This window comes from Actinoplanes sp. TFC3 (assembly GCF_001553785.1).
Classification (GTDB): domain Bacteria; phylum Actinomycetota; class Actinomycetes; order Mycobacteriales; family Micromonosporaceae; genus Actinoplanes.
This window is the reverse complement of sequence record NZ_LOJP01000001.1, coordinates 95,085-118,617: the sequence shown is the minus strand read 5'-3', so window position 1 is coordinate 118,617 and position 23,533 is coordinate 95,085. Positions and strand designations below refer to the sequence as shown.

Annotated in this window: 27 protein-coding genes and 1 tRNA gene; 11 read left to right on the top strand and 17 right to left on the bottom strand. The window is 67.5% G+C overall.

Annotated features, from left to right (window positions below; all coding sequences use genetic code 11):
• Window positions 1-419: 419 nt before the first annotated feature.
• Window positions 420-1,559, bottom strand: coding sequence for a hypothetical protein (locus TFC3_RS00540; protein WP_153040046.1), 1,140 nt, complete (start codon window positions 1,557-1,559; stop codon window positions 420-422).
• Window positions 1,560-1,589: 30 nt separating this feature from the next.
• On the opposite strand from TFC3_RS00540, the gene TFC3_RS36660 reads away from it, so the two are divergent.
• The 4 genes from TFC3_RS36660 to TFC3_RS37685 all read left to right on the top strand — a co-directional run bounded on the left by TFC3_RS36660 (window position 1,590) and on the right by TFC3_RS37685 (window position 5,104).
• Window positions 1,590-2,429 (top strand): hypothetical protein, encoded by an 840-nt coding sequence (locus TFC3_RS36660; protein WP_153040045.1) that lies wholly within the window; start codon window positions 1,590-1,592, stop codon window positions 2,427-2,429.
• On the top strand, window positions 2,426-4,210 hold the full coding sequence (locus tag TFC3_RS00530; protein ID WP_067494069.1) for an NHL domain-containing thioredoxin family protein: 1,785 nt from the start codon (window positions 2,426-2,428) through the stop codon (window positions 4,208-4,210). The genes TFC3_RS36660 and TFC3_RS00530 overlap by 4 nt, the downstream gene beginning before the upstream one ends.
• A gap of 70 nt (window positions 4,211-4,280) precedes the next feature.
• A complete protein-coding gene (locus TFC3_RS00525; protein WP_067494066.1) occupies window positions 4,281-4,958 on the top strand; it encodes a hemolysin III family protein in 678 nt (225 codons plus the stop codon).
• Window positions 4,955-5,104, top strand: coding sequence for a hypothetical protein (locus TFC3_RS37685; protein ID WP_161952508.1), 150 nt, complete (start codon window positions 4,955-4,957; stop codon window positions 5,102-5,104). Before TFC3_RS00525 ends, TFC3_RS37685 begins: the two co-directional genes overlap by 4 nt.
• A gap of 58 nt (window positions 5,105-5,162) precedes the next feature.
• Here the strand turns inward: TFC3_RS37685 and TFC3_RS00520 are convergent, their stop codons facing one another.
• The gene (locus tag TFC3_RS00520) at window positions 5,163-5,519 is read right to left on the bottom strand and encodes a helix-turn-helix domain-containing protein (RefSeq protein ID WP_082771783.1); all 357 of its coding nucleotides are present in this window, start codon (window positions 5,517-5,519) and stop codon (window positions 5,163-5,165) included.
• Window positions 5,520-5,650: 131 nt separating this feature from the next.
• Here TFC3_RS00520 and TFC3_RS00515 point away from each other — a divergent pair, with 131 nt between their 5' ends.
• Entirely contained in the window at window positions 5,651-6,496 is an 846-nt protein-coding gene (locus TFC3_RS00515; protein WP_067494064.1) for an SDR family oxidoreductase, read from the top strand.
• Window positions 6,497-6,560: 64 nt separating this feature from the next.
• On the opposite strand, the gene TFC3_RS00510 is transcribed toward TFC3_RS00515, so the two are convergent.
• The gene (locus TFC3_RS00510) at window positions 6,561-6,875 is read right to left on the bottom strand and encodes a DUF6458 family protein (protein WP_067494061.1); all 315 of its coding nucleotides are present in this window, start codon (window positions 6,873-6,875) and stop codon (window positions 6,561-6,563) included.
• A 104-nt stretch (window positions 6,876-6,979) separates the two neighbouring features.
• Between TFC3_RS00510 and TFC3_RS00505 the strand changes: the two genes are divergently transcribed.
• Window positions 6,980-7,495 carry a histidine phosphatase family protein gene (locus tag TFC3_RS00505; RefSeq protein WP_067494058.1) on the top strand — a complete coding sequence of 172 codons (516 nt, stop codon included), beginning with the start codon at window positions 6,980-6,982 and terminating at the stop codon, window positions 7,493-7,495.
• Window positions 7,496-7,548: 53 nt separating this feature from the next.
• On the opposite strand, the gene TFC3_RS00500 is transcribed toward TFC3_RS00505, so the two are convergent.
• Both TFC3_RS00500 and TFC3_RS00495 read right to left on the bottom strand, forming a co-directional pair.
• Window positions 7,549-9,405, bottom strand: coding sequence for an acyl-CoA dehydrogenase (locus TFC3_RS00500; RefSeq protein ID WP_067494056.1), 1,857 nt, complete (start codon window positions 9,403-9,405; stop codon window positions 7,549-7,551).
• Window positions 9,406-10,106: 701 nt separating this feature from the next.
• Window positions 10,107-11,234, bottom strand: coding sequence for a PP2C family protein-serine/threonine phosphatase (locus tag TFC3_RS00495; RefSeq protein WP_067494054.1), 1,128 nt, complete (start codon window positions 11,232-11,234; stop codon window positions 10,107-10,109).
• 102 nt (window positions 11,235-11,336) lie between these two features.
• Between TFC3_RS00495 and TFC3_RS00490 the strand changes: the two genes are divergently transcribed.
• On the top strand, window positions 11,337-11,876 hold the full coding sequence (locus TFC3_RS00490) for a phosphoribosyltransferase family protein (protein WP_067494051.1): 540 nt from the start codon (window positions 11,337-11,339) through the stop codon (window positions 11,874-11,876).
• Here the strand turns inward: TFC3_RS00490 and TFC3_RS00485 are convergent.
• Window positions 11,873-12,160, bottom strand: coding sequence for a YciI family protein (locus tag TFC3_RS00485; RefSeq protein ID WP_067494048.1), 288 nt, complete (start codon window positions 12,158-12,160; stop codon window positions 11,873-11,875). The genes TFC3_RS00490 and TFC3_RS00485 overlap by 4 nt on opposite strands.
• Window positions 12,161-12,212: 52 nt before the next feature.
• On the opposite strand from TFC3_RS00485, the gene TFC3_RS00480 reads away from it, so the two are divergent.
• Window positions 12,213-13,064, top strand: a complete 852-nt coding sequence (locus TFC3_RS00480) for an LLM class F420-dependent oxidoreductase (RefSeq protein ID WP_067494046.1) — start codon at window positions 12,213-12,215, stop codon at window positions 13,062-13,064.
• A gap of 63 nt (window positions 13,065-13,127) precedes the next feature.
• Here the strand turns inward: TFC3_RS00480 and dcd are convergent, their stop codons facing one another.
• Window positions 13,128-13,706, bottom strand: a complete 579-nt coding sequence (gene dcd / locus TFC3_RS00475; protein WP_067494045.1) for a dCTP deaminase — start codon at window positions 13,704-13,706, stop codon at window positions 13,128-13,130.
• Between the two features lie 75 nt (window positions 13,707-13,781).
• Here dcd and TFC3_RS35175 point away from each other — a divergent pair, with 75 nt between their 5' ends.
• Window positions 13,782-14,411, top strand: coding sequence for a pyridoxamine 5'-phosphate oxidase family protein (locus tag TFC3_RS35175; protein ID WP_082771782.1), 630 nt, complete (start codon window positions 13,782-13,784; stop codon window positions 14,409-14,411).
• Window positions 14,412-14,571: 160 nt separating this feature from the next.
• A tRNA-Gly gene (locus tag TFC3_RS00470) sits at window positions 14,572-14,645 on the top strand.
• Between the two features lie 209 nt (window positions 14,646-14,854).
• Here the strand turns inward: TFC3_RS00470 and TFC3_RS00465 are convergent.
• The 3 genes from TFC3_RS00465 to TFC3_RS00455 all read right to left on the bottom strand — a co-directional run bounded on the left by TFC3_RS00465 (window position 14,855) and on the right by TFC3_RS00455 (window position 16,272).
• On the bottom strand, window positions 14,855-15,154 hold the full coding sequence (locus TFC3_RS00465) for a hypothetical protein (protein WP_067494036.1): 300 nt from the start codon (window positions 15,152-15,154) through the stop codon (window positions 14,855-14,857).
• Window positions 15,147-15,692, bottom strand: coding sequence for a Panacea domain-containing protein (locus tag TFC3_RS00460; RefSeq protein WP_067494029.1), 546 nt, complete (start codon window positions 15,690-15,692; stop codon window positions 15,147-15,149). The genes TFC3_RS00465 and TFC3_RS00460 overlap by 8 nt, the downstream gene beginning before the upstream one ends.
• A gap of 337 nt (window positions 15,693-16,029) precedes the next feature.
• The gene (locus TFC3_RS00455; RefSeq protein WP_153040044.1) at window positions 16,030-16,272 is read right to left on the bottom strand and encodes a hypothetical protein; all 243 of its coding nucleotides are present in this window, start codon (window positions 16,270-16,272) and stop codon (window positions 16,030-16,032) included.
• A 64-nt stretch (window positions 16,273-16,336) separates the two neighbouring features.
• On the opposite strand from TFC3_RS00455, the gene TFC3_RS00450 reads away from it, so the two are divergent.
• Entirely contained in the window at window positions 16,337-17,404 is a 1,068-nt protein-coding gene (locus tag TFC3_RS00450; protein WP_067494026.1) for a low specificity L-threonine aldolase, read from the top strand.
• 4 nt (window positions 17,405-17,408) lie between these two features.
• Here the strand turns inward: TFC3_RS00450 and TFC3_RS00445 are convergent, their stop codons facing one another.
• The 7 genes from TFC3_RS00445 to TFC3_RS00415 all read right to left on the bottom strand — a co-directional run bounded on the left by TFC3_RS00445 (window position 17,409) and on the right by TFC3_RS00415 (window position 23,324).
• The gene (locus TFC3_RS00445; RefSeq protein WP_067494024.1) at window positions 17,409-17,840 is read right to left on the bottom strand and encodes a hypothetical protein; all 432 of its coding nucleotides are present in this window, start codon (window positions 17,838-17,840) and stop codon (window positions 17,409-17,411) included.
• Window positions 17,841-18,043: 203 nt separating this feature from the next.
• Window positions 18,044-18,853, bottom strand: a complete 810-nt coding sequence (locus TFC3_RS00440; protein WP_236717911.1) for a LamG-like jellyroll fold domain-containing protein — start codon at window positions 18,851-18,853, stop codon at window positions 18,044-18,046.
• Between the two features lie 137 nt (window positions 18,854-18,990).
• Window positions 18,991-20,004 (bottom strand): hemolysin family protein, encoded by a 1,014-nt coding sequence (locus TFC3_RS00435; RefSeq protein ID WP_067494015.1) that lies wholly within the window; start codon window positions 20,002-20,004, stop codon window positions 18,991-18,993.
• Entirely contained in the window at window positions 19,997-21,331 is a 1,335-nt protein-coding gene (locus TFC3_RS00430) for a hemolysin family protein (protein ID WP_067494013.1), read from the bottom strand. Before TFC3_RS00430 ends, TFC3_RS00435 begins: the two co-directional genes overlap by 8 nt.
• A 70-nt stretch (window positions 21,332-21,401) precedes the next feature.
• Window positions 21,402-22,052: an aminodeoxychorismate/anthranilate synthase component II gene (locus TFC3_RS00425; RefSeq protein WP_067505633.1), complete on the bottom strand. Its 651-nt coding sequence runs from the start codon at window positions 22,050-22,052 to the stop codon at window positions 21,402-21,404.
• A 9-nt stretch (window positions 22,053-22,061) separates the two neighbouring features.
• Window positions 22,062-22,343, bottom strand: a complete 282-nt coding sequence (locus tag TFC3_RS00420) for a hypothetical protein (RefSeq protein WP_067494011.1) — start codon at window positions 22,341-22,343, stop codon at window positions 22,062-22,064.
• Window positions 22,344-22,352: 9 nt separating this feature from the next.
• Window positions 22,353-23,324, bottom strand: a complete 972-nt coding sequence (locus TFC3_RS00415; protein WP_236717910.1) for a class E sortase — start codon at window positions 23,322-23,324, stop codon at window positions 22,353-22,355.
• Between the last annotated feature and the right edge of the window lie 209 nt (window positions 23,325-23,533).

Genomic DNA, 23,533 nt, shown 5'->3' with positions numbered 1-23,533 from the left:
ACGCCGAGGAAGTCCCCCCGCCGTCCGCAAGCCCCCAGTCCCGCGTCTACGGCCGCCCGGCCCCCGACCAGGACAGCCAGGCCCCCGAGGACGCCCCCGAGTTCGCACCCACCGAGTGGCCACCGGCTGATCAGCGCACCCCGTCGGCCCCGGGCCGGGACGACAACCGCTCGCCTTTCGCGCCTGCCTCCGGCTCCCCGTTCGCGCCGGCCTCTGGTTCGCCTTTCGCGTCGGCGCCCAGCGACTTCGGCGCCCAGGATGACCGCAACCGCCAGGATGACTTCCCCACCCCCGACGATCGGTTTGGCGGAGGCTTCGCTTCCTCGGACAGCGGTCAGGGGTCCGGCCGCGCCTCGGCCAGCGCCCGAGTGTCCCCGCCCGGACAACCGTTCACTCCCGGGTCATCCACCGCCCCCGCATCAAGCCAGCCGGGCGCGGCACCCGTATCCGGTTCTGCCCGCCCCGTCGCACCGGGCTCCCCCGCGGCGTTCCCGGCCGGTTCGCCTGCCGCGTTCCCGGCGAGTGGGCCTGCCGCGTTCCCGGCCGGTCGACCTGCGGCGTTCCCGGCGAGTGGACCTGCGGCTTACCCGGCTGGCGCGCCCTCGGCATTCGGCGGGTCCCTCACTGGGCAGGAGAGCCGCAACCAGGACGGTCAGACCGGGCAGGACGACTTCGACCGCAGCGGCCACGGCCAGGACGGCTTTGATGACGGCGCCCGCAATGACGACTTCAACCGCGATGACCGCGACGGCTTCGAACGTGACGGCCGCAAAGCCTTCGGCCGCGATGACCGCAACACCTTCGGACGCGATGAGAGCAACGGCTTCGGCCGCGATGACCGCGACGGCTTTGATGGTGGCGGCCAGGACGCCTCTGACCGTGGTGGGCGTAGCAAGGACGGCTACGGTCAGGACGACTTCGGCCGCGATGATCAAGGCTCGGACGAGTTCGACCGGCCCGGTTACGGCCGGGACGGGCAAAGCGAGGCTGGCCGGGACAGCCACGGCCAGAACGAGTTCGGTCAGGACCGTCACGCTCAGGGTCAGTTCGGCCAGGAAGATGGCGGTCACCGCGGGTTCGGTCAGGACCGCACCGGATTCGGTCAGGGCAGCGGCGAGTTCGGCCAGGGCAGCGAATTCGGCCAGGGCAACAGGGGTCAGAGCGCATTCGGCCAGGACAGCCGGGGCCAGAACGTATTCGGCCGGGATGGCCGCGGGCAGAACGAATTCGGTCAGGACAGCCGCGGCCAGAGCGAGTTCGACCGCAACGATCGCGGGCAGGACGGCCGAGGCCTGAGCGAGTTCGGGCGGAGTGAGTTCGGGCGGAGTGAGTTCGGCCAAGGCCAGTTCGGTCAAGACCAGTTCGGCCAAGGTGACTCCGATCAGGACGGCCAACGGCAGAGCGGTCAAGGCGGGCCGATCCACGCAGGCCAGCACCCCGACGGCCAGCGCCACGACGGTCACGCATCGGCGCCAGGCCAAGGCCACGCGTCCGTGCCCGGCCAAGGCCACGCCGCAGTGCCGGGGCAGGGTCACGCCGCAGTGCCAGGCCAAGGTCACGCGTCTGTACCCGGCCAAGGTCACGCCTCCGTGCCAGGCCAGAGCTTCGGCGACACCTTCCCGCCCAGCGCCCCGACCTCAGGCTCCGCGAACTCTCCCGCCGACATCGCCGCGTTCAGTGAGTTCACCACTGACCTGGCCGGACGAGGACGAGCCGGGCAGCCGAACCACCCGCAGCCAGTTCCTGGGAACCCGGCCAGCCGCACGATGCCGCCGGATTACAGCGAGAACACCACCGACGTTTCCGGGCGCGGCCCTGACCAGCCGTATGTGCCCGCGTCTGCGTTGCCGGCTATGCATGCTGCGCCGCCGCGGGACAATGGGTTTCCGCCTGCCGATGGGGCGACGCAGACCTTCGATGCTGTTCCGGGGGGCAACTCGTACCAGCCGTTCGGGGAGCGGCCGGGTAGCCGGGCTACGGTGACGCCGCCGGATCCGGATGCCACGGCTAACTGGCCGGGGGCTGGGCCGGACGGGGAGCAGGATCGGTTCAACTCGTTCAAGCCTGAGCCGGCTACGACGACCGGGTCGGTTACCGAGGTGGTCAAGCCGGAAGCTCAGCACGTACGGATGCTGCCCGTTCTGCTTGGTGTGATTCTTGGTGCAGGTTTGCTCGTGGCGCTGACGCTCGGCATCACCTGGTTGATCGCGCGGGGGTCTGATGACGGGGCGTTCTCGGTCAGCACCGGGGACTGTGTCAAGCAGGAGTCGGGCAAAGCCGTTACCGCCAAGTGTGGCGACGCCGGGGCTTTCGTGGTCACGTCGATCGTCAACAACAAGGACCAATGCCCGGACCGCAATCAGCCGTACGTGGTGAACACCACCAGCGACAACAAGAGCCAGATCCTCTGCCTCAAGCCCGGCACGTGAGCTCAGTCAACGCACGCGTCCGGGCTCCCGAGTTCCGGGCGCGGGGGTGGCTGAACACCGGCGGCAAAAAGCTGAAGCTGGCTGACGTCCGGGGCAAGATCACCCTGCTCGACTTTTGGACGTTCTGCTGCATCAACTGTCTGCACGTGCTGGACGAGTTGCGGCCGCTGGAGGAGAAGTACGGCGACGTGCTCGTCATCATCGGCGTGCACTCCCCCAAGTTCGAGCATGAACGGGACCCAGCCGCCCTGGCCGCGGCCGTCGAACGGTACGGCGTGCACCACCCGGTGCTGGACGACGCCGACATGACCATGTGGCAGCAGTACGCGGCGAAAGCGTGGCCCACGCTCAGCGTCATCGACCCCGAGGGCTACGTCGTCGCGTCGATGGCCGGCGAAGGTCACGCCGAGGGGCTGGCCCGGCTGATCGACGAGCTGATCACCGCGCACGACGCCAAGGGCAGCCTGCGCCGCGGCGACGGTCCTTACGTTGCCCCGCCAGCCGACCAGACGGTGCTGCGCTTTCCCGGCAAGGCCATCGAGCTGCCGGGTGGCAACCTGCTGGTCTCGGATTCGGCACGGCATTCGCTGGCCGAGTTGACCCCTGACGGCGAGACGTTGGTACGGCGGATCGGCACCGGCGAGCGCGGACGCGTTGATGGCCCCGCGGACACGGCCAGTTTCTCCGAACCGCAGGGACTGTGCCTGTTGCCGGACCAGCGGACCGTGGTGGTTGCCGACACCGTCAACCACCTGCTGCGCGGCTTGGATCTGGAGTCGGGCGAGGTCAGCACGCTCGCCGGCACCGGGCGGCCGTGGCGGTCGGCTGACGATGACGGGGTGTCGTTGTCGTCGCCGTGGGACCTGGCCTGGTTCGAGGGCCGGGTCATCATCGCGATGGCAGGCATTCATCAGCTCTGGTGGTTCGACCCCGAGCACGGCACCACCGGCGTCTACGCGGGCACGACCGTGGAGTCGCTGCGAGACGGCCCGATTCCGGATGTGTGGATGGCTCAGCCGTCGGGGCTTTGTTCGTACGGCGAAAAGCTCTGGATTGCCGACAGCGAAACGTCAGCTCTGCGGTGGGTCGAGGACGGGCAGCTACACACAGCGGTCGGTCAGGGACTCTTCGATTTCGGTCACGTCGACGGCGCCGCGAAGCAGGCCCTGCTGCAGCATCCGTTGGGTGTCGCCGTCTTGCCGGACGGATCGGTGCTGGTCGCGGACACCTACAACGGCGCGGTACGGCGTTTCGATCTCGAGACCGATGAGGTGTCGACGGTCGATTCCGGTCTGGCCGAGCCGAGCGACATCCTCGTCACGCGCGCTGGTGAGGTGTTCGTGGTGGAGTCGGGCGCGCACCGGCTGGTGAAGCTGGCGCCGGGGGCTGTCAAAACCGTCGAGGGCGAGCGGCACCGCACCGAGCGACCTGCCTCCGCGCTGGCCCCGGGCGAGGTGACGCTGGACGTGGTGTTCACGCCGCCGCCGGGGCAGAAGCTGGACACGACATTCGGGCCGTCGACGCGGCTCGTGGTCTCCGCAGCTCCCCCAGAACTGCTGCTGGAAGGCGAGGGCACCGGCACCGGCTTGTCCCGCCGGCTGGTGCTGAATCCCGCGGTGACCAAGGGTGTGCTGCAGGTGGTGGCGCAGGCCGCGACGTGCGACGCGGACGTCGAGCACGCCGCCTGCCACCTCACCCGGCAGGACTGGGGTGTGCCGATCGTGCTCGAACCCGACGCACCGAGTCGGCTGCCGCTGATCTTGCGTGGCCTCGACGCCTGAGAGCAGGGGCTCAGCAGTGTGACCAGAGAGACTACTTGCCGGTAACCTACGGTGCCGTAGCCTAGGGCTTGTGAGTACCTCAGCCCCGTTTCGGATGAAGCCGGCCGATCTCGGCAAGCCGCGTTTCCGTGGCCGGCTGCACCAGTACGCATTCTTCGTCGCCCTGGCCTGCGGCATCGTCCTGTGCTCGATCGCGCTGTCACGCCCCGGCATCTCGCCGTTCCTGAGCGTGCTGGTCTACAGCGTGACCGTCTGCGGGCTGTTCGGGATCAGCGCGCTCTACCATCGCCGGGTCTGGAGTGAGCGCGGCTACCAACTGATGCGCCGAGCCGACCACTCGATGATCTTCATCTTCATCGCGGGTACGTACACACCGTTCTGCATTCTGCTGCTGCACCCGGCCAAGGCCACGCTGATGCTCAGCCTGATCTGGGGTGGCGCGCTCGGCGGGGTCGCCCTCAAGAGCATCTGGCCGCATCTGCCCCGATGGGCGGGCGCGCCGCTTTACCTGGCCCTGGGCTGGGGCGCGGTCGCAATTCTCCCGGACGTGCTGCACACCGGCGGCGTCACGGTGCTCGTGCTGCTGGCCACCGGCGGCGTGATCTACAGCGTCGGGGCGGTCTTCTACGCGCTGCGCCGGCCCAACCCGTGGCCGACGGTTTTCGGGCACCACGAGTTCTTCCACGCCTGCACGCTCATCGCGGCGATCTGCCACCACATTGCGATCTATTTTTCTCTGTACGCGTGAAGCACGGTCTGCACGTCTACGACACCGGCGGTGATGCGATCCCGATCACCGCGCCCATGCTGCTGCATGGCGAGCAGGATATGGTCGTGCCCGCTTCCCACAGTGCCTGGCCCGCCCGCCGGATACCGGCGCTGAGCTGCGGATAAGCCCAGGAAATGGGCACCTTTCGGTGTTGCGGCACGCCGATGAGGCTGTGGACTGGCTTCAGGAACGGCTGTCGTAGGCGGCTCGCGCGTCGAGCACGTCCACGATGTGCGTCTCCGCCCAGTCCGTCAGGGCCTCGCAGAGCCCGAGCAGGCTGCGTCCCAGCGCGGTCAGCGCATAGTCGACCCGCGGCGGCACCACAGCGTGCACCGTGCGGGTGACCAGTCCGTCACGTTCGAGCCCGCGCAGCGTCTGCGTGAGCATCTTGGGGCTGACGCCGGGGATGCGCTGGGCCAGCTCGGTATAGCGCAGCGAACCATCCCGCAAAGCCGCCACGGTCAGCACGCTCCACGCGTCGCCGATCCGGTCGAGCACTTGGCGGCTGGGGCAAGTTTTGGCGTATACATCGGTTTTCACCTGCGCACTATCCCTCAGGTACGTACTGCACTTCAAGGTGCTCACTATCTATCGGGAAGTGATTCTTGAACTGCCTGGTTGTGGAATACGGCGGTCGACCGGCCGTCGGCAAGCAATCTCAAGGAGCTGACATGACCATCGTCGTCACCGGAGCCACCGGCCCCTTCGGCCGCACCGCGATCGAGTCGTTGCTGCGGCGTGGCGTACCAGCCGGCCAGATCGTTGCCGTCGGGCGCAGCGTGGAGAAGGCCAAGGATCTGGGCGAGCGCGGCGTGGTCGTCAAGAGCGCGTCGTACGACGATCCGGCCTCCCTGCGTGAGGCGTTCGCGGGGGCCGACAAGCTGCTGTTCGTCTCGGGCAGCGAGGTCGGCAGGCGGGTTGAGCAGCACCAGAACGTGGTGGACGCGGCGAAGGCGGCTGGCATCAGCAAGATTGTCTACACCAGCGCCCCGCACGCCGATACCAGCGACATGATCCTCGCCGGGGAGCACGTCGCCACCGAGCGCGCCCTGATCGCCTCGGGCATTCCCTCGGTCTTCCTGCGCAACGGCTGGTACATCGAGAACTACAACCTGCCCACGGCCCTGGACCACGGTCTGACCGGTGCCGCGGGCGAGGGCAAGATCAGCATCGTGCCGCGGGCCGAGCTGGCGGAGGCCGCTGCTGCGGCGATTCACGCCGACGGCGTCGAGCAGCAGGTGTACGAACTGGGCGGCGAAGGCGTGACGCTGGGTGAACTGGCAGCCGAGGTGTCCCGGCAGTCCGGCCGCGAGGTGACCTACACCAACCTCAGCCCGCAGGACTACACCGAGTTCCTCGTCAAGGTCGGCCTGCCCAGCGAGGCGGCGGCCGTGTTCGCCGACTCCGACCGGGCCGCCGCGAACGGTGCGCTGTTCACCGGCACCGAGGACCTGCAGAAGCTGCTCGGCCGCCCGGTGACGCCGATCGCCGAGGTGGTCCGCGGCGCCCTCGCCTGACCGCAGTTACAGCAGCAAAGGCCACCACCGGCTCGCGGTGGTGGCCTTTGCTGCGTCAGATCGTTCAGGCGCCGTAGGACGGCGGCGGCGGAGGCGGCACCTCACGCCGGGTGGTCTGGTGGTACTGCTGCTCAACGACGTGGCCGTCGCGGTAGACCGGCTCCTCGCGCACCACCTGGTGCTCGTCGACGACCGCAGCCGGCGCCGCCGGACGGCGGCGGCTGTTCCAGAAGTAGAGCGTCAGGATGAGGCCGACCAGGCCGGCGAGCATCAAAACGTAGCCCACGACATTGATGTCGAGACCGCTGATGTCGGCGTCGACGGCGAACGCAAGGATCGCCCCCAACGCGAGTAGGAATATGCTTCCGCCGATGCCCATTGGTGGACCTCCCTGGCTCGTGGCTGCCGCTCCGAGCCGCGGCAATACGTCGACACGGGTGATTACCCCGGCAATGGAAATCTCAATCAGGCAAGCTACTCATCATGAGCGCGCGAACCCTCGTCCTGTTGCGACATGCCAAGGCCGAAGCCCCCGGTGACCTCGACGACTTCGACCGTCACCTGACCAGCACCGGGCGGGCCAACGCGGATGCGGCCGGGGCCTGGCTGGCCGACCAGCAGCTGCACCCGGATCTGGTGCTCTGTTCGCCGGCTGTGCGCACCCGCCAGACCTGGCACGGCGTTGCGGTGGCTCTGGCGCAGGCCAGCCCGGACTCCGGCTCGCCCGAAGTGCACTACGAGCAGGGGCTTTACCACGGCGGACGCACGGAGGTCATCGATCTGCTGCGGGCAATTCCCGACACGGTACGGACGGTGCTGATCGTCGGCCACAACCCAACGGTGTCCGATGTGTCGCTTCTGCTGCGTCCGTACCAAGAAACGGCTTTTACCGAAGTTTTCGAGACGACCGGCTTGGCCGTGCATCGGGCGGAAGGCCGGTGGTCCGCCACCGAGCCGGGCTCGATGCCGCAGGTCAGCACCCACACCGCCCGGGGCTGAAACGCCGGGAGCCGACGGACACCGTTGTCCGTCGGCTTCCAGTGGGGGGTGTGTCAGAAAGCGTCTTCCGGCAGGTCCATCACGTCGAGCGTGGTGTTCTCGATGATCCGGCGGTCCGAGCCGATGCGCGGCAGCACCTCGCGGGCGAAGAACCGAGCCGCGGCGACCTTGCCCTCATAGAACGACTTGTCGGCGGTGCTCAGCTCGGTGCCGAGCTTCTGCAGCGCCACCTCAGCCCCGCGCAGCAGCAGCCAGGCGACCATCACGTCACCCAGCGCCAGCAGCACCCGGCGCGAGGTGAGGCCGACCTTGTAGAGCTCGCGGGTGTCACCGCCCTGCACCGCCTGCAGCCAGCCCATCTCGATCGCGAGGATGGCCTGCAGCTCACCGAGCGCCCGGCCCAACGAAAGCCGCTCGACCTTGAGCTGGCCGTTACCGGCCTCGCTCTCGATGAACCCCTGGATCTCGGTGGCGACCGAGGCGAGCGCGACGCCGCCGTCCTTCACGATCTTGCGGAAGATCAAGTCGAGGCTCTGGATCGCCGTGGTGCCCTCGTACAGAGTGTCGATCTTGGCGTCGCGCACGTACTGCTCAAGCGGGTAGTCCTGCAAGAAGCCCGAGCCGCCGTACGTCTGCAGCGACTCGTGCCCGAGCACTTCGTACGCCCGCTCTGAGCCGACGCCCTTGACCAGCGGAAGTAGCAGATCGTTCACCTTGCTGGCCGCCTTGGCCGCCGCGGTGTCGCCGGCCGCCTGGGCGATGGCCACCTTGTCCTGCCAGGTCGCGGTGTAGATGACCAGGGAACGCAGGCCCTCCGCGTACGCCTTCTGCATCATCAGCGAGCGGCGTACGTCGGGGTGGTGGGTGATCGTGACCCGGGGCGCGGCCTTGTTGGAGTTCTCGGTCAGGTCGGCGCCCTGGACGCGGTTCTTGGCGTACTCCAGCGCGTTCAGGTAACCGGTCGACAGCGTGGCGATCGCCTTCGTGCCGACCATCATGCGGGCGTACTCAATGATCATGAACATCTGCCGGATGCCCTCGTGCACGTCGCCGAGCAACCAGCCCTTGGCCGGGGTGCCGTGCTCACCGAAGGTCATCTCGCACGTGTTGGAGACCTTGAGGCCCATCTTGTGCTCGACGTTCGTGGCGTAGACGCCGTTGCGCTCGCCCAGCTCGCCGGTCTCCGGGTCGAAGTGGAACTTAGGCACGATGAACAGCGACAGGCCCTTGGTGCCGGGCCCGCCGACGCCCTCGACACCGCTGGGGCGCGCGAGCACGTAGTGGATGATGTTGTCGCTGAGGTCGTGCTCACCCGAGGTGATGAAGCGCTTGACACCCTCGATGTGCCACGAGCCGTCCGGCTGCGCGATGGCCCGGGTGCGCCCGGCACCGACATCGGAACCGGCGTCCGGCTCGGTCAGCACCATCGTCGAGCCCCACTGCTTGTCGACGAAGAGCTGGGCCCACTTCTTCTGCTCCTCGGTGCCCTCGACCTCGACGACGTGCGCGAAGGAGGGGCCGGAGGAGTACATCCACACCGGCGCGTTGGCCCCGAGGATCTGCTCGGCGATGGCCCACCACAGCGCCCGCGGGGCAAGCGTGCCGCCGAGGGTTTCGGGCAGGTCAAGCCGCCAGAACTCGGACTCCATGAAGGTTGCGAACGACTTCTTGAACGGCTCGGGCAGCGGCACGGTGTGGGTGGCCGGGTCGAACCGCGGGGGGTTGCGGTCCGAGTCGGTGTAGCTGGCCGCGAGGTCTTCGCGAGCGAGCCGGTTCACCTCGGCGAGCACGTCACGTGCGGTTTCCATGTCAATGGCGTCGTACGGCGCCTGGCCGAACGCACGATCAGCCCCGAAAACCTCGAAAAGGTTGAACTCGAGGTCACGCAGGTTGCTCTTGTAGTGAGTCATGTGTTCTGGCCCCGCTCTCCGGACGCGAGTTACCCGTCAGTAACCAACATCGTATTACCGCGCGGTAGCAACCGACAAGTCAGTCAGGGATCCCAAACCCCTCCGATCGGGTGGGACATCTGACAACCGTTCGGCCATTTGCCGACAGTCGCGCCGCGCGGACGTATCGACGCGCTCCGAGCCTCGTTGCTCCGTGTGTACGCGAAGGACGTACACCGACCCGGGGAGGTCACCATGTTCGCCACGATCAAGAGCCTTATTCCAGAGCCTCGTCAGGCGGACCACCCGCGGCACTACGTGGGACGCCACCGGCAGCCGGAAACCGTTTCCGCTCGCGCTGTCGTACCCGCACCGGCTGCTCCTTCCGAGCCGATGACTCCCGTCGCCGCGGAGTCCGCTTCACCGGCCGCGATTCCCGCAGTTATGGCTCCCGCAGTTGCCACTCCTGCCGCTTCGGCCTCCGCTTCTGAAGCGTCCGTTTCGTCTTCGGCGCCGGCTGTTGCTCCGGTTCCGGCGGTCGCTCCCGTCGACGGGGTTTCGCCGGCCACTTCGGTCACGCCGGCCACTTCAGTCGCTGCAGAGTCACCTACCGCCGCCTCGCCCACCACTGCAAACCCGCCGGCCGCCGGCACGGCTACCTCGGTCGCCGGCACGGCTACCTCGGCCGCCGGCACCGGCGCTCCGGCCGCGGAAGACGCCGACTAGCTACCCGCTGCGCCGACTTCCCAGCTGGGCATGGGTACGGCCGGGCCGCCATCCGGTCCGGCGTACTCCAGCAGCACCAGCGCGATGTCGTCGTCGAGCTGCCCGTGCACCCAGTCGACCAAGGCGGTCTCCAACGACGCCAGACCGTCTCCGACCGTACCGTGACCGAGCAGGCGCCAGGCGCGATCGGCCGTCGGGAAGAACTCGCCTTCCCGGCGCGCCTCGCCCAGACCGTCGGTGAACAGCAGTAATCGGTCACCGGGCTCGAGGCGCTCCACCCGCGGGCGCGCCACGGGCATGAACCCCAGTGGTGGCGCCGGCGCTGGCGGCTCGAGCGGGATCACCTGGCCCCGGCGCAGCAGCAACGGCGCCGGATGTCCACAGTTGACGATGGTCAGCGTGCCACCGCGCTCCTCGACCAGGGCCGCGGTCACAAAGTCCTCGTCGCCGACGCTGCGGGCCACCGCCCGGTCCAGGTCGGTGACCACGGCGCGCAGGTCGGCCCGCTCGTACGCAACGTGGCGGTACGAGCCGAGCACGATGCTGGCCAGGCGTACCGCTTCGAGGCCCTTGCCGCGCACGTCGCCGATGATGATGCGCACGCCGTACGGGGTGTCCAAAGCTTCGTACAGGTCACCACCGATGTCCGCCGAGGTGGAGGCGGAGATGTAGCGACCGGCCACCGCGAGCGCACCGACTTGGGGGCCGAGCGGGCGCAGCACTGCCTGCTGGGCCACAGTGGCCAGTCGCCACAGCTCGGCGACCCGGTCGTTCTGCTGCTGGCGCATGCGTGCGACGGCACCGGCGATGGCGGTGCCGAGCATGATGCCGAGCACGTTGATCAGCCCGGCCGTGTGCACCGCACCGCTGGCGGCCATGAAGCCGGCACCGACCACGATGGCGAGCAGCCCGAGCGCCAGCACCGGCTGCCACCAGGCGAACACGCAGGCCAGCAGCGGCACCAGCGCGAACAGACCGACGTAGTGCCCCCGTCCGTGATCGGTCAGCGACACCCCGGTCAACGCGAGGAGCAGCACAAAGGCCGCGCCGAGACCGGCGCGGGAGGCTGTGGTGAGCGGGTTGAGGCCCGCCGGGTGCTTCGGCATGGGTACGCCGAACAGCATGCCTGATGGACCCGGCCATCGGCATCAAGTTGACCCGTTGTCCGATCGGGTTTTGGCCGGTCGGTGACCAAGAAAGCGCGACGTTGGTGGGACCATGTCGCGGTGTCAGCCGACGTCCGTGCCCTGCTGAGGGCGACATTTCGCTGGACCGAGCCGGAACCGGGCAGCGGGCTGCTGGTCAGTGACCGGTCCGGATGGTGGCACTCCCCACACGTACTCGAATCCCTGGGCCCGGGTTTGGCTGGCCTCTTTCCGGACGCCCACCCGACAGTGATCGTTTCCCCCGAGGTCACCGGGTTTTTGGTTGGCCCGCTGGTGGCTCGCGAGGTGGGCGCCGGCTTCGTCGAGGCTTACCGCGAGGGCGCCCGCCGGGCCATCGCCGAGCCAATGACCTGGGTGGACGTTCCCGCGGATCATCGCGGCGAGGCGCAACGGCTCGGCGTTCGAACCAATTTGATCGGTACGGACGACCGCGTGCTCCTGGTCGACGACTGGGCCGTCACCGGCGCCCAGACGCGCGCACTCTCGGCGCTGATCCGAGGACTGGGTGCGACCGTGGTGGGCACCGCGGTGATCGTCAACGAGTGCCCGCCCGGCGTCGCCCCCGACATCCGCGGCCTGCTCGGCGCGGATGATCTCTAGCTGGGGTTCTTCCAGCCGGCCAGGACACCGCGCGAGGGTTGCCACCCGATGGCCCGATATTCGGCCAGGTTGCGCTGCACGTAGGGGTCCTGGGTCATCAGCTTGACGGCCTCGTCCTCGCTGTCCACACCGAGAATGACCACGCCACCGACCGCCGGCTGCTGCCGACCGGCCGAGACGACCAGCCCGCGCTCCTCCAACCCGGCAAGGAAAGCAAGGTGGTCCTCGCGTGCATCATCGACTTCCTCGAGCGGCGCCAGATACGTCGAGATCATCACATACATGGCAGATCTTCCTCCTGGGCGTGTCGGCTGAGGCAATCGTACGATCGAGCGCGTGGCTACTTTCGGGCGATACGGACTGTGGCTTAATCAGCGCAACTGGCCGGACGACGCGAACGAGCAAGCCACCATTGCCGCGGAGATCGAGGAACTGGGCTACGGCTCGGTCTGGATAGGCGGCAGCCCGGCGGATGACTTGGTGCTGCCCGAGAAGATCCTCGCGGCGACATCACGCCTGGTGGTGGGAACCAGCATCATCGACATCTGGCGCAGCGATCCCGCCACGGTGGCGGCGAGCTTTGCGCGACTGGAGGACGCCTATCCGGGCCGGTTCCTGCTTGGTCTCGGCATGGGTCACGCACCGTCCACCGAGGCGACAGGGCAGCAGTATGTGCGGCCTTTGTCGAAGCTGCGGTCGTACCTGGAAGAGCTTCCGACTGTGCCCGCTCAGCGACGGCTCCTCGCGGCACTCGGTCCCAAGGCTCTGGACCTCGCGTCCACCGCCGCCGCGGGCGCGCTGCCTTATCTGGTGCCGCCCGCGCACACCGCCGACGCGCGTCGGATCCTGGGGCCGGACCGGCTGCTCATCCCCGAGCAAAAGGTCTTCCTGGGTGACGATCCAGCGACGGCGCGGGCGGCCGGTCGGCGTGGCACTGCCATCTACCTGCAGTTGCCCAACTACACGCGAAACCTGCAACGCTACGGGCTCACGGAAGAAGACTGGGCAGGCGAGGGCAGCGACCGTTGGGTGGACACGCTGGTTGCCTGGGGAAATCCCGATTCGGTACGAACAAAAGTGTCCGAGCACTTCAACGCCGGCGCTGACCACGTCGCCCTGCAGGTCCTCGGCGAGACCCCGCTCGCACTACCGGAAATCCGCGCAGCCGCCAAGGTCTTCCTCAGCTAGCCGGCGGTTTGCTCGGGGCGTCGCCGGCCAACGGATGTTCGGCGGCTTCGGTCGGCGGCGGCCTCAGCTGGTCGGCCAGGTCCGCCAGTTGTGCGAGCTGCGGCTCGGGGTGGGACCGCGCTGGCCCTGGTAACGGGAGCCGTAGACCGCCGAGCCATAGGGGTGTTCGGCCGGGCTGGAGAGCCGGAAGATGCACAGCTGACCGATTTTCATGCCCGGCCAGAGCTTGATCGGAAGGTTGGCCACGTTGGACAGCTCCAGCGTGACGTGGCCCGAGAAGCCCGGGTCGATGAAGCCGGCGGTGGAGTGGGTCAGCAGGCCCAGGCGGCCGAGGCTGCTCTTGCCTTCGAGACGGCCGGCGAGCTGGTCGCCGAGCGTGATGACCTCAAGCGTGGAGGCAAGCACGAACTCGCCCGGGTGAAGAACGAAGGGTTCGCCGTCGCCCACCTCGACCGCTGCGGTGAGGTCGTCCTGCTGCTCTGCCGGGTCGATGTGGGTGTAGAGGTGGTTGTTGAACACCCGGAAGAAGCGGTCCAGCCGTACGTCGATGCTGGACGGCTGCATCAGCGCCGGATCGAACGGCTCGAGGCCCAGGGCGCCAGCCTTGATCTCGTCAACGAGGTCACGGTCGGAGAGCAGCATCGGAACACCATACCGACCAGCACTTTCCGGTGAATCGAGTGGTCACCTAGAACAAATGTTCGATAAACTACCCCCATGCCATCCTGGTCCGAATTCGCCACAGCCGAGCCCGAACTCGCCACGGCCATCCGAGCTCTGCTCCAGCAATACGGCCCAGGCATGGCCTACCTGGCAACCGTGCGCGAAGACGGCGGCCCCCGCGTACACCCTGTCTCCCCGGTAATCACCAACGACGGCCTCTACTGCTTCCTGGTCGACTCAGCCAAACGCCGCGACCTCGAACGCGACGGCCGCTACGCCCTCCACTCCTACCCACCCGAAGAAAGCGACGACGAGGCCTACCTAACCGGAGTAGCCCACCCCGTCACCGACCCAGCCGTCATAGCCCACCTGGCCGACGCCCTCCACGCCTCCCCAGCAGTCGACTGGCGCCTCTTCGAACTAACGGTCGACACCGCCATGCTCCGCCGCCACGGCCCAGCCGGCGCACTCCCCCTGGCAATGAGCCTCCGCTTCCCACCAATCACCCTCACGTGGCATGCACCGGCTCCTTCGGACGGCGCTTCTCCTCCGTCGGTGTCGTTGGCTGTGCCGCTGCGCGGACGGAAGGGGGCTTCGGCGAGTGAGCCGACTGGAGGCGGGTTGCCAGGCCGGCATCCATCTGATGAGGGTGGGGTGGGGGCAGTCGCTCGACTGGCCATGTAGACGTGGGACAAGCCCGGAGCAGACGGGCGTAGTTGCTTCCGGTGGACCGCTATTGGCGTTGCCAGTCATGCGGGAGAGATGAACCGCGCCACCCCGTCCGGCGCCTACTCCCAACCCGCTTCCGCCACAGGAGGCCGCCATCGGGTACAGTGATGCCGCTGCGGGTGTAGTTCAATGGCAGAACATCAGCTTCCCAAGCTGACAGTGCGGGTTCGATTCCCGTCACCCGCTCCACAACGAGAGCCCTGGTCAGGACAGATGTCCCGCCAGGGCTCTCGTGGTGCTGGGCCATGCTGAACGGGGATGGGCCAACATCGGGCCCGTTAGCTCGCCTTGCCGGACGGTCCGCCGCCCTTGGAAACCCGCTGCGGCGTGCGGCCCATTGCCCTCACAACCCGGCATCCGGTGGCCTTGAATGCTGAGCCGATTCAGCGCCGGTCCGGCTACGCAGGCCAGGACAGCGTCATGATGCTGTCGATCCGCACAGTGCCCAATCGCTCAAACACCATGAACGACATGTACACGGCCTGCCCTGCGTGCAGTGAGCCGGGAACCATCCAGAACCACAGGCTCGGCTCGTCGCCGAACTCCCTGCGGGCGCCATCGTATGGGTCATCCATTCGCGAAAGCAGCGCGGCAACGACTAGGCGGCGTAAGTCATCGGCCGGCGCACATACCTGCTCCCACCGATCGAGGCACTCATCGACGTTGGTGAGGTTCCAGCCGGTTTCGGGGTTAGGCAACGCTTAGCCTGGCTACGAGCGCCTCCCGGCTGGTGGGCGTGCCTGAGGGCGGATTGGCCGACGGTCGGGTTGCACTGAGCCACTCACGGATGACCTCACGCGGTGCCCCCGCCTCATCATCGTCCTCGTCGATCCGGCGAAAGAAGTCACGAATCAAATCGTTGTTGATCCGGTCCGAGCCACCCTCTGCATAGCTCTGGCGGCTGACGATCCACGGCTCCTCAGTATGGGAGAACCGCTCCAGGTCGTTGCCGGTCAGGTTCCCGTACCGGGAAATCGCGTAGCCGATGGAATTCAGCTCGGCCTCGCTCAGCTCGTGCGGTTCGGGAGCGGGTTCACCGCGGTCCTCCTCCTGCCACAGGCTGCCGACGACCGGGCCCATCCGCCAGGCTCGGACGTTCTCGGAGAACAGCGGCGTTCCAAGGTCAGCAAGATGGTGACCGTGAGCGTAGTAGAGCAGCTTGTGAAGTTTCTTCTTGCCGACGCCGGGCAGGCGGCGCCGGAGCTCGGCGGCGATGTCATGCGCGGAGACGGTCATGATTCAAAACTACCTTCCGACGTCGCGGTGCTCAACGACCGATCAGAGCGAATCGGTCAGGAGCCCGGCCATCGCACCGGCCGGGCACCACGAGCCCCAGAGTATACGAACACACGTTCGAACGTGGCCCAGGGATGGACTCCGTTACCCACCGGCCGGCCGCACGGGGAAGATGACGCCGTGACAACCGGCGGTGTCCTCGTGCCATTGGCGTGCCACTACGGGAGGCTGCCGGAGGTCACTCCAGGCCACTCGATGCCGTTCTGATCGGCGCTCAGCCCGGGTGACCAGGCGATCTTGTACGGTTCCCAGGCTGACAGTGCGGGTTCGATTCCCGTCACCCGCTCAAATCCGGGGAGCCCCTATCCGGAAAACGCGCGATGATGCTGGCGCGGTCGCGTACGTCTGTCTCGTACTGACCGCCTGCGGGGAGTTCGGTGGTCGCCCCAGCGGGTGGGGTGATTTTGTGCGCTATGCCGGCCGACATCCACCGCACGTAGGCCAGCACGCCCCCCACAACGAGGAAGACCACGAGAAGCCCCGCAATGGCAGTGCCCGAGCGCCGTCGATTGATCCGCACGGATGGAGTGTATGCAGCCTGCACCAGCGTCTGACCTGCGGTGATCGCGAACTAGGCTACTGGTGTGGAGCGACTGCATGACGTGAACGACCGAGGTTTTGCCAGCGACAACTACTCCGGGGTGCATCCCGAGGTGCTGGCGGCCATCGCGCAGGCCAACGGGGGTCATCAGACCTCGTACGGTGCGGATGTCTATACCCGGCGGCTCATCGAGGTCATGCGCGGCCACTTCGGTGGGCAGGCCGAGGTGTTTCCGGTGTTCAACGGCACCGGTGCGAATATCACGGCGTTGACCAGTATGTTGCCGCGCTGGGGAGCGGTTGTCGCGGCAAGCACCGCGCACATCCACACCGATGAGAACGGCGCTCCGGAGCGGCTCGGCGGGCTCAAGCTGCTGACCGTCGACACCCCTGACGGCAAGCTCACCCCGGAGCTCATCGACCGGCAGGCATGGGGCTGGGGCAACGAGCATCGGGCGCAGCCGCTCACGGTCAGCATCACGCAGAGCACCGAGCTCGGCACACTTTACACAGCCGGGGAGATCCGGGCGATCGCCGATCATGTCCACACCAAGGGCATGACGCTGCATGTGGATGGCGCTCGCCTCGCCAACGCGGCGGCCGCCCTGGACGTGCCGCTGCGCGACTTCACCACGGATGCCGGCGTCGACATCCTCAGCTTCGGCGCAACCAAGAACGGCGCCCTGTACGGCGAGGCTGTCGTCGTGCTCAACCCGGCCGCGGCGAACGGGTTGACGTACCTGCGCAAGCTCAACATGCAGCTCTCCTCGAAGATGCGGTTTGTCAGTGCTCAGTTGCTGGCTCTGTTCGAGGACGATCTCTTTCTGCGGTCGGCCGGCCACGCCAACGCGATGGCAACCCGGCTTCGTGCGGCCCTCGACAGCTACATAGCCGCGGGGGTGATCACGAACCTGAGCTTCAGCCAGCCGACGCAGGCCAACGCCGTATTCGCGGTGCTGCCCAACGAGGCAGCCGACCGGATCCGCGAGAAGGTGCGCTTCTACGACTGGGACCGGGCTGCGAGCGAGGTCCGGTGGATGACCGCCTTCGACACCACAGAGGCCGACGTGGACAGCTTCGTCTCGGTGATCCGCGAGGTGCTCGGACGGTAGTGGCTCAGGACAACGGCGCTATGGAACCCAACTCCAGCGCTCGGTCGACCTTTCGTATGCAGTCGCGGATGAGGGTGCCGTAGTCGTTGGCGGGCAGCGCCGGGGAAAGCACCTTGGCGAGCGCCAAATGCTCCATAGCCGCGCAGGGATCATCGACCCGGCGGTAGTCGTCTGCCAGATTCAGGTGCAAGGACGGGAGGAACGCTCGGAGCTGGGGCGAACTGGGGACCTCGGCAACGCAGGCCAGGGCGCGTTCGTCCCACATCAGCTCGGCTTCGACATCGGCCTGCAGGTCGGCCAGATAATGCGCGACGGTGCAGCGCTGCACCGGGTCGCCCGCCGGCCCGATTTCGTCCCAGAGGGCTGCCAGGTCGTCCGCGCAGGCGGCTGCCGCGGCTTCGGAGATTCGCTGCATGGTGTTCGTTGAGTCGGACATGGGGTGAGCTTGGGCCCTCTACCAGGTCGAGGGTCAACCCGGCCGAGAGCCAGATCGACAGTTAACCCGGCCGAGAGCCCGATCGAGAGTCAACCCGGCTGGGGGCCAGATCGAGGGTCAACCCGGCTGGGGGCCCAGGCCAGCAACGGGACGGCCAAGAACGAACGGGCGAGGGAAACAGCCGAGGCCAGAAAAGACAGCCGTCAGAGGATCGACAGGAACACGTTGTCGATCTGCCCAGCGAATTGGTCGTTGCCCTTACCAGGGCCCTTTCCTCCAACCCGCAAAGGCGCCGTGTTCGCGATGGAAAGCCGGCGGGGCACTGCAACGGACGCGTGTTCCACCCCGTCGATCGACAAGGCCAGACGGTCATCGGTACGAGCACAAGTCACCTCATGCCAAACCCCGTCCGCGACGTCGATCGCCGGCTCCGCCCGGTAGATGTGCGAATGCCCCACGATTACGCAGCTCGGATGCCCCTGTTCATGGTCGACCTGCAGCTTGAACTGGCTGCCGCCGCCCACCGAGAACCCCTTCTGCACCACGTTCGCCCCATCGGCCAGGTCGCTGTGGTTCATCAGAATCGAAGCGCCGTACTGCAATGGCCGCAGCCCCGGGTTGAGATTGTCATCGCGGACGCCCTCAAGAATGGCGCGCGGACATTCCGGCTCGGGAACCTCAGTGCACCGGGCCGGATACTGCACCGCCAACCCGCTCCCCTGCGGCACCAAACTCAGCGTGCCACCGTTCTGCCCCTGAGCTCGCAGTTCGTGAGCCCCACTCTCATCGGTGATCGGCTGGTCCACGCCACCGTCGAAGGTGTACCGCAAACCGATCGGCCCCGGCGCAACGCTGACTTTCGTCTCGTTGTCGAGCGCCTCGAAAATCCGATTGGTCAGCACCCCACCGGAAGCGGTCGGCACCGGGTCCACTGGGTGCAGTCTCGGCGCGGCGTCGCTGCGCTGAGAGAAATGGGCGATCGCCACTCCTGCCCCCAGGACGGCGGTGGCCACTACGGCACCGAGCGGGCTCAGCAGGGACCGGCGGTTCAGACGCATGGCATTTATTGTGCAAATAGTCGTATTGACTGGTAAGCCCAAACACCGACCAGGCCGATCAACCACCCGCCAGCGTTAACCCGAAAGGCTCGCTAGGCGCGCGGTTCGCCCACTACCGCATGCAGCACGTCGTCGAGGGCAATGACGCCGAGCGGGCGGCGGGCGTCGCTGACCAGCACGATATGCCGCCGGTCGCGCCGCATGGTCAGCAGCAGATCGGCCACATTGCGGTCGGGCGGCACCACAGCCAGCGGCCGGATGATCTCCGCCGGCATGGGCAATCGCCGCTGCGCACCGGAATAGCCCAGAACATCTTTCACGTGTACGAAGCCAAGCACCCGCCGCGATTCGCGCTGCACCACCGGAAACCGCGAGCGCCCGCTGCGAGTGGCAACCGCCTCGATTGTGGCCGGCGATGCGTCATCGGCAACCGTGGTCACATCCGACCATGGTTGCAGCAGGTCAGCGGCCTTGCGTTCGTTGAGCCCGAGGGCAGCGTGAATGCGTTCGTACTGTTCTGTGCCGAGCAGGCCTTCGGTGCGGGCCTGGGTGACCATGCCGGCGAGTTCCTCGGCCGTGAACACCGTCTTGACCGCGTCCGTAGCCTCAACTTTCCACAGCGAAAGAACCGTGCGGGACGCCCAGCGCATCGCGGTGAGAATCGGCCGGGTGGCCGTACAGAAGGCCAGCATGAACGGGCCGAGAACCAGCGCCGATCGTTCCGGGCCAGCCAGCGTGATGTTCTTCGGCACCATTTCGCCAACGACCGTGTGCAGGAATACGACCACCACCAGGGCCAGCACAAAGGCGACCGGGTGGACCGCGTCCTCCGGCAGCCCGGCCGCGGCGAACGGGCTTTCCAGCAGGTGGGCCAGAGCCGGTTCGGTGATCGCACCCAGTGCCAGGGAGCAAATGGTGATGCCCAGCTGAGCACCGGCGATCATCAGCGGGATCTGGTTCATCGCCGACAATGCCCAGCGGGCCGGGCGCGACGTTTCGGCAAGCGGTTCCAACGCCGTGCGCCGCGAGGCGATCAGCGCGAATTCGCCGCCCACGAACAGCGCGTTCCCGAGCAGCAGCACGACAGTGATCAGCAGTTCAGTCATCGGAGGACTCCGGGGGCGCAACCACGCGGACCTGCTCCACGCGATGCCGGTCCACCTGCATGACGGTGAATTCCCAGCCCTCGTACTCCAGCGATTCCCCGTCCTTGGGAATGTGGCCCAGCTCGGCAAGCAGGAAACCGGCAAGCGTCTCGTACGGCCCCTCGGGCAGCCGGAAAGTTGTCTGCTCGGCGAGTTCGTCCTCGCGCAGCAGACCGTCGACCAAGAAGGTGCGTTCACCGCCCGGTGCGGTCAATTCCTCGCTGCCGGCCTCGGCCACCTCCACGTCGTACTCGTCGGCGATCTCCCCGACCAGTTCCTCGATCAGATCCTCGACGGTGACCACGCCATCGGTGCCGCCATATTCGTCGACCACAATTGCCAGGTCGGCCTTGGCCGCGCGCAAAGCCGCCAACACCTTGTCCAACGGCAAGCTTTCCGGTACGAACACAGGTTCCCGAGCGACAGTAGCCACCGGTGTCAGCGCCCTTCGCTCGGGTGGCACGCCCAAGGCATCCGAGACCCCGACCACGCCTACCACCAGGTCGAGCGTGGTTTCGTACACGGGAAACCGGGTGTGTCCGGTCTCGCGCGCGACCTTGATCAAATCCGCGACGCTGGCAGTTGTTTTGAGCCCGGCCACGTCAACGCGCGGGGTCATCGCCTTGGCCGCGCGTTTCTCGCCGAAGCGAATTGTGCGCCGCAGCAGGATCGCGGTGTCGTTGGGCAGGGCGCCGGCTCGTGCGCTGATCGCGGCGAGCAGGCCCAGCTCCTCGGGCGAACGGGCGCTGGCCAGCTCTTCTTGGGGTTCGATGCCCAGCCGGCGAACCAGCCAGTTGGCCGAACCGTTCAGCGCCCCGATCAACCACCGGAAGATCCGCGAGAACGTGCGCAGGGGAGCCGCCGTGGCCAGCGCGACCCGCATGGGACGGGCCAGAGCGGCATTTTTCGGTACGAGTTCGCCGAACAACATCGACAGCAACGTGGCCAGCACCAACGCCAGCACGTGGGTAGCGGTCTCGGTGTGCCGACCGGCCAGCGGCTCGATCGCCGGAGCGAACAGCCGGGACAGCGCGGGCTCGGCCAGATAACCGGTGAGCAGCGCGGTCAGCGTGATGCCCAGCTGGGTGCCGGACAGCTGAAACGACAATTCGTGCAGCGCATGCCGTACGGTCCGGGCTCGCTTGTCGCCGGTCTCGGCACGCTTGTCGATCTCGGCCCGGTCCACGGTGACCAGCCCGAACTCGGCTGCCACGAAGAACGCGTTGCCCGCCGTGAGCAGCACGAATGCCGCCAAGGGGAGCACCGCGGTCAGGAGCAGGCCGTCCATGATCGGTTCACCTCGGCCCCCATTGTGCCGGAATGGTGCACGTCACGCGTTCCCGGCCGGCAGGCGGACCTCAGGCGTCGGCGAAGGCTGACCGGCGGCGGGTCTCCACCTCGGCCGCGAGCTGCGGAGCCCGCTCAAGCGCCTCGGGCAATCCGCAGGACGCGAGCCAGTTGGCCAGCATGGTGTGGCCGCCCTCGGTCAGCACCGACTCGGGGTGGAACTGCACACCCTCGATCGGCAGCGTGCGGTGCCGCATCGCCATCACCACGCCCGACTCGGTGCGCCCCGTTACCTCGATCTCGTCCGGCAGCGTCTCGGGTACCACGGCCAGCGAGTGGTAGCGCGTCGCGGTGAACGGGTCGGGCAGCCCGGCCAGCACCCCCGTGCCCTTGTGCAGCACCGTCGAGGTCTTGCCGTGCAGCAGCTCCGGAGCCCGGGTCACCGTCGCACCGAAGGCCGCCCCGATCGCCTGGTGGCCGAGGCAGACCCCGAACATCGGGAGCTTGCCGGCGTACCCCTTGATGACGTCCATCATGATGCCGGCGCGCTCCGGGCTGCCCGGGCCGGGCGACAGCAGGACCCCCGCCGCGCCGAAGCCGCCGACGTCCGCCACCGAGATCTCGTCGTTGCGCCGCACGTCGCATTCCGCGCCGAGCTGGCCCAGATACTGCACGAGGTTGAAGACGAACGAGTCGTAGTTGTCGATCACAAGGATGCGCACGCTGGCCACCTAGCTCGCGGAGGGACTGGGCTCGTTCGAATGCTCGCTGTACGGAATCTCGTCCGGCCCCAGAATCGAATCATCCCCCGGTACGGCGTTGGGGTCCTGCCCGGCCGGCCCGCTCTGCTCAGTGCCCGTGCCGACCTGCACGTCATCGAAGGGCAGCAGCGGCGTCGCCCACGGGAACACCACGTACCACAGCAGCGCGCCGATCGTGACTGCCAGCACGAGCGAACCGGTCAGCTTGCCCCACATGCCGAACGGCAGTTTCCGCCAGATCCAGGCGTACATGTGAAGTCCCTACGCCTTTCCGAAGTCGGCCGGCTTGCCGTCCTGCGGCTGCGCCTTGTCCCGCTTGGCCGTCTCCACCAGCTCGGCGTGCACGATGAGCCGCTCGTAGTTGTTGAACTTCGGGTTGCACGTGGTCAGCGTCAACATCGCCTTAGTGGCCTTGCGGCCGGGCTGGTCAGGCACCGGAGCCACCACCTGCACGGCTGTCGGTTTCACAACCTCACTGCTGCTGACCTTGTACGTGTACCAGTTGCCGCGAGTCTCAACGCCGATCACATCGCCGGGTTTCAGCTCGTCCAACCGCCAGAAGATCTTGCGGATCCGGTGCCCGGCGACGGAGAAGTTGCCCACCTTGCCCGGCATCGCGGTGTTCGGGTAGTGACCGGGTGAATACCTGATGTCCTGCGGTCGCACACCGTTGGTGACCACCCAGTCCATGCCAAGCTTCGGAATGTAGAGCCGGCCCACCAAGTCCTTGCCCGGCGCCGCCCGCGCGGGTGTCGTCGGCCCGGTACTGGGCGCCACCGTCGGGTCGTCCCACTGCTGGTCGAGCTGGTCGGACAGTGCATCCTGCTCGTCCTGCACCTTTGCCGAGTTGCCGAACACCTCGTACCCGGCAAAGAGCAACACGATCATCCCGAAGGTGATCATCAGCTCACCGGACACCCGGACGCCGGACCGGATCCGCGAGCCCAAACTGGGCCGCGTCAGCTCCGAGTAGACGCTCTTGTAGCCCTCACCGGTCTGCTCGGGCCGCAGCCGGACGACCTTCTCTCCGCGCTTCGCCTTGACCTCCTCGGCCGGGACGTCCTCGTCCTTCCGATCCGCCGCGGCAGCTTCCGCAACGGCCGCCACCGAAACAGCACCGACGGCGTCGCCCTTGTCCTTGGGCAACGGAGTCGGCCCCGCCACGCTGGGCTCAGGCTTCTTGACCTGCACGGCCGGCAGCAGTCCCGTTGGCGCATCGATGGTACGGATCACCGCGGTCGCGGAGGGGTCGCCGTTCCGAATTCCAGGCTCAAGAGTTTCGCCCGAGCGTCCAGCACGCCGAGAATCGCCGGCAAGAGGCTGCCCCGGCCGCTTAGCGTCGCCTGCGACAAACGAAGCAGGCCGAGGAGCCACAACCTCGGTGGCAGCCTCCCCCGGAACCCCGCGAGCCCCAGCCGCAGCCCGAGCCACCGGCCCAGCCC

What these genes read in the sequence shown, in the direction of transcription:
- TFC3_RS00515 (WP_067494064.1), top strand. Translation starts at nt 5,651, where the DNA reads ATGACCATCGTCGTCACCGGAGCCACCGGCCCCTTCGGCCGCACCGCG.
- TFC3_RS00510 (WP_067494061.1), bottom strand. Translation starts at nt 6,875, where the DNA reads ATGGGCATCGGCGGAAGCATATTCCTACTCGCGTTGGGGGCGATCCTT.
- TFC3_RS00505 (WP_067494058.1), top strand. Translation starts at nt 6,980, where the DNA reads ATGAGCGCGCGAACCCTCGTCCTGTTGCGACATGCCAAGGCCGAAGCC.
- TFC3_RS00500 (WP_067494056.1), bottom strand. Translation starts at nt 9,405, where the DNA reads ATGACTCACTACAAGAGCAACCTGCGTGACCTCGAGTTCAACCTTTTC.
- TFC3_RS00495 (WP_067494054.1), bottom strand. Translation starts at nt 11,234, where the DNA reads ATGCTGTTCGGCGTACCCATGCCGAAGCACCCGGCGGGCCTCAACCCG.
- TFC3_RS00485 (WP_067494048.1), bottom strand. Translation starts at nt 12,160, where the DNA reads ATGTATGTGATGATCTCGACGTATCTGGCGCCGCTCGAGGAAGTCGAT.
- dcd (WP_067494045.1), bottom strand. Translation starts at nt 13,706, where the DNA reads ATGCTGCTCTCCGACCGTGACCTCGTTGACGAGATCAAGGCTGGCGCC.
- TFC3_RS35175 (WP_082771782.1), top strand. Translation starts at nt 13,782, where the DNA reads ATGCCATCCTGGTCCGAATTCGCCACAGCCGAGCCCGAACTCGCCACG.
- TFC3_RS00460 (WP_067494029.1), bottom strand. Translation starts at nt 15,692, where the DNA reads ATGACCGTCTCCGCGCATGACATCGCCGCCGAGCTCCGGCGCCGCCTG.
- TFC3_RS00445 (WP_067494024.1), bottom strand. Translation starts at nt 17,840, where the DNA reads ATGTCCGACTCAACGAACACCATGCAGCGAATCTCCGAAGCCGCGGCA.
- TFC3_RS00435 (WP_067494015.1), bottom strand. Translation starts at nt 20,004, where the DNA reads ATGACTGAACTGCTGATCACTGTCGTGCTGCTGCTCGGGAACGCGCTG.
- TFC3_RS00430 (WP_067494013.1), bottom strand. Translation starts at nt 21,331, where the DNA reads ATGGACGGCCTGCTCCTGACCGCGGTGCTCCCCTTGGCGGCATTCGTG.
- TFC3_RS00420 (WP_067494011.1), bottom strand. Translation starts at nt 22,343, where the DNA reads ATGTACGCCTGGATCTGGCGGAAACTGCCGTTCGGCATGTGGGGCAAG.